The organism is Alistipes sp. CAG:268 (assembly GCA_000434235.1).
Lineage (GTDB): Bacteria > Bacteroidota > Bacteroidia > Bacteroidales > Rikenellaceae > Alistipes > Alistipes avistercoris.
The window spans coordinates 26,371-30,210 of record FR891988.1 but is presented as its reverse complement, the minus strand read 5'-3'; the positions used below and the strand labels follow the sequence as shown (position 1 = coordinate 30,210).

General features: G+C 61.7%; 2 protein-coding genes. Both read right to left on the bottom strand.

What is annotated here, in order from left to right; translation table 11 throughout:
* Positions 1-339 precede the first annotated feature (339 nt).
* The gene (locus QZL63_RS04135) at positions 340-894 is read right to left on the bottom strand and encodes an META domain-containing protein (RefSeq protein ID WP_022308067.1); all 555 of its coding nucleotides are present in this window, start codon (positions 892-894) and stop codon (positions 340-342) included.
* 402 nt (positions 895-1,296) lie between these two features.
* Positions 1,297-3,840 (bottom strand): pyruvate:ferredoxin (flavodoxin) oxidoreductase (nifJ, locus tag QZL63_RS04130; protein ID WP_290585969.1); only part of this gene is annotated, 2,544 nt, incomplete at its 5' end.

Genomic DNA, 3,840 nt, shown 5'->3' with positions numbered 1-3,840 from the left:
AGCCGGGGACGCGGGGCTGGAGACACGCAGATCGGAGACGCGGAAGCACGCAGGACGGAGACACAGGAGCACGCAGAACGGAGACACAGGAGCACGCAGGACGGAGACACAGGAGCACGCAGGACGGAAACGCGGGGACACGCAGGACAGAGACGCGGGAGCACGCAGGACGGAGACGGCGGGGACACGCAGACGCAAATGGACCCGCAACCGGCAAAACTGCGGCAAATCAGGAATCCTCTACCCTACTTCGTCCCGGAATTCAGCCCGTTGCGTATACTACAAACAAAAAGGCCCGGTCGCAAAAACGACCGGGCCCCGTTTTAACGTACGGTGCGGCTACTCTTCGGCGGCAACAGGCTCCTCGGTTGCGGCTGCCGACTCACACGACGAGCAATCGGTGCACTCACCGGCAGGCTCGGCACATGCAGCAGGCTCAACGGCGGCAGGCTCCGAAACGGCTGCCGGCTCCCCGGCGGGCTCGAGCGTAACGGCAAGGAACTCGGCCAGCAGCGTCTGGTCGTCGTAGAACTTCAGCGTCGTACCGCTGATCTCGTAGCGATCCACCTCGTCGAGCATCTGGACGAAGGCATTCTCGAACTCCATATCGGGGCATGCCATCCGCGTCATGCCGAGCGGACCGAGCTCCAGCTTACCTTCGCCGGCCTCATACTTGCCGAAGAAGCGATTGCAGTTCGTACGGCCGGCAACCATCGTATCGGCCGCATTGAACACAAGGGTGAAGGCATCGGACTCACCGTCGATCGCCGTGGCGGGGATCCCCTCCATCTTCGAAAGTTTCCACGTCGTTCCTTCGAGCGTGGCGTCAGCGGCACCGCCGCAGCAGGCCGTCATCGCAGCCAAAGCAAGGGCTGCCACAAAAAGCTTTTTCATAAGACAACTTATTTTTAAGTCTTTCATTTTCCCGTTCGGTGCGGAAAAACTCCGCATCCGGACCCTTCCGGAATCCGGGGCACAAAAGTAGATAAAGAATCGGTCATAAGCAAGAAAAATCGCATCACAAACAGACTCGAGAAATCCCCTGCAATCCGCATACCGGAAATCGGGCGGGGAGACCCCGGTCGGCTCGGGAGCGGAAGGACAAGAACCGACGGAACGGGGGCTGAACTGCGTGGACTGCGGCAGAAAAGGATACCGCACGGAGCCAAGTGGTTCGGCAGGAAACCCCGCAACGGGAGGATGAAGGAAAGCCGCGGGCCGAAGGGAGAAAAAAGAGCCGCGACCCTCGGAAGGATCACGGCTCTCACACCTATATTATACGGTTCGACAGCGGAATCAATACTCCATCTTCGAACGGCGCACGTAGCCATTGTAGCGCCACTTGGCGTTCTCCTCGGCAGCGGCGAAGAGTTCGTCGGCCTCGGTCGGGAAGGACTTCTGGAGCGACGTGTAGCGGACCTCCTTCATCAGGAACTCGCGGAATTTCGTCCAGTCGGGCTCCTTCGAATCGAGCACGAACGGGTTCTTGCCCTGCTCCTCCAGCTCGGGGTTGTAGTGCCACAGGTGCCAGTAGCCGCAGGCTACGGCCTCCTTGCCGACGGTCTGCGTACGCGCCATGCCGCCCTTGATACCGTGGTTGATACACGGAGCGTAGGCGATGATGAGCGACGGACCGGGATAGGCCTCGGCCTCCTTCAGGACGTTGAAGAGCTGCTGCTGCGAAGCTCCGATCGAAACCTGGGCTACATAGACATAGCCGTAGGTCATGGCCATGGCGCCGAGGTCCTTCTTGCGGATGCGCTTGCCGCTCGATGCGAACTTGGCAACGGCACCCACCGGCGTAGCCTTCGACGACTGGCCGCCCGTGTTCGAGTAGACCTCCGTGTCGATGACCAGGATGTTCACGTCCTGACCCGAAGCCAGCACGTGGTCCACACCGCCGTAGCCGATGTCGTAGCCCCAGCCGTCACCGCCGATGATCCACTGCGACTTCTTGACGAGCCAGTCCTTATGCTCGAGGATCTGGCGGCAGTAGTCGCAGCCGCAGGCCTCCATGAGCGGGACAAGGCGCGCCGTCACCTCGGCCGAACGGGCCGACGATCCGCGGTTGGCGATCCACTCCTTCATGACGCCCTTGAGCTCCTCGGAGCACTTGGTGCACGAAGCGATGGCAGCCTCCATCAGCGCCTGGATGCGGTCGCGGAGCTTCTCGATACCGATGTGCATACCCAGACCGAACTCGGCGTTGTCCTCGAAGAGCGAGTTGGCCCAGGCGGGACCCTGACCCTTCTCGTTGGTGCAGTAGGGCGTCGAGGGGGCCGAACCCGAATAGATCGACGTACAGCCCGTAGCGTTGGCAACCATCATCTTGTCGCCGAAGAGCTGCGTGATGGCCTTGATGTAGGGCGTCTCGCCGCAACCGGCGCAGGCTCCCGAGAACTCGAACAGCGGCTGGGCGAACTGGAGGTTCTTGACCGACTTGGTCTTGTCCACAACCTGCTTGTAGCCGATCTTCGAGGTAGCGTAGTCCCAGTTCTTCTGCTGCGGGAGCTGCTCCTCGAGCGGCCGCATGACCAGAGCCTTCTGCTTGGCCGGGCAGACATCGACGCAGTTGCCGCAGCCCGTACAGTCGAGCGGCGAGATCTGCACGCGGAACTTGTACTCCTTGGTCTCGCCCAGGCCCTGCTTCCAATCCATGCCCGATGCGGCGGCCTCCTCCTCGGTGGCCAGGAACGGACGGATTGCAGCGTGGGGGCAGACGTACGAGCACTGGTTGCACTGGATACAGTTGGCGATCTGCCACTCGGGAACGTTCACGGCGATGCCGCGCTTCTCGTAGGCGGCCGTGCCGTTGTCCCACGTGCCGTCCTCACGGCCGTTGAAGGCAGAAACGGGCAGCTGGTCGCCCTTCAGTCCGTTGATCGGCTCGACGATCTTGCGGACGAACTCCGGATAGGAGGCATTCGAGGCATGCTCGAAGCCGCGATCCTCGATCTGCGCCCACTCGGCGGGCACCTCGACCTTCTCGACGGCATTGCCGCCGGCATCGACCGCAGCGTAGTTCATGTTCACAATATCCTCGCCCTTCTTGCCGTAGGACTTCAGGATGGCGTGCTTCATCTCCTCGACGGCCTTCTCGAACGGAATGACATTGGCGATCTTGAAGAAGGCCGACTGCATGATCGTATTCGTACGCGAACCGAGACCCAGTTCGGCGGCGATCTTCGTGGCGTTGATGATGTAGAAATTGATGTGGTTCTTCGCCAGGTAGGCCTTCATGTGGTCGGGCAGCGTGGCGCAGGTCGTCTCGACGTCGTGCACCGAGTTCAGCAGGAACGAGCCGCCCGGCTTGAGGCCCTTCAGCACGTCGTACTTATCGACATACGACGGCACGTGGCAGGCCACGAAATCGGGCGTCGTGACCAGGTAGGGCGAGGTGATCGGCAGGTCGCCGAAGCGCAGGTGCGACGAGGTGTAGCCGCCCGACTTCTTCGAGTCGTAGGAGAAGTAGGCCTGGCAGTACTTGTTCGTCGAACCGCCGATGATCTTGATCGAGTTCTTGTTGGCACCTACCGTACCGTCGGCGCCCAGTCCGAAGAAGAGGGCCTCGAACGTACCGGGCTTTGCCAGCGAAATCTCCTCGCCGACGGGAAGCGACAGGTTCGTGACGTCGTCGGTGATGCCCACCGTGAAGTGCTCCTTCGGGGCCTCGGCGGCCAGATTCTCGAAGACGGCCAGGATCTGGGCCGGAGTCGTGTCCTTCGACGAGAGGCCGTAGCGGCCGCCGATGATCATCGGCTGGATCGACTTGCCGTAGAACATCGACTTCACGTCGAGGTACAGCGGTTCGCCCTCGGCGCCCGGCTCCTTCGTGCGGTC

What these genes read in the sequence shown, in the direction of transcription:
- QZL63_RS04135 (WP_022308067.1), bottom strand. Translation starts at nt 894, where the DNA reads ATGAAAAAGCTTTTTGTGGCAGCCCTTGCTTTGGCTGCGATGACGGCC.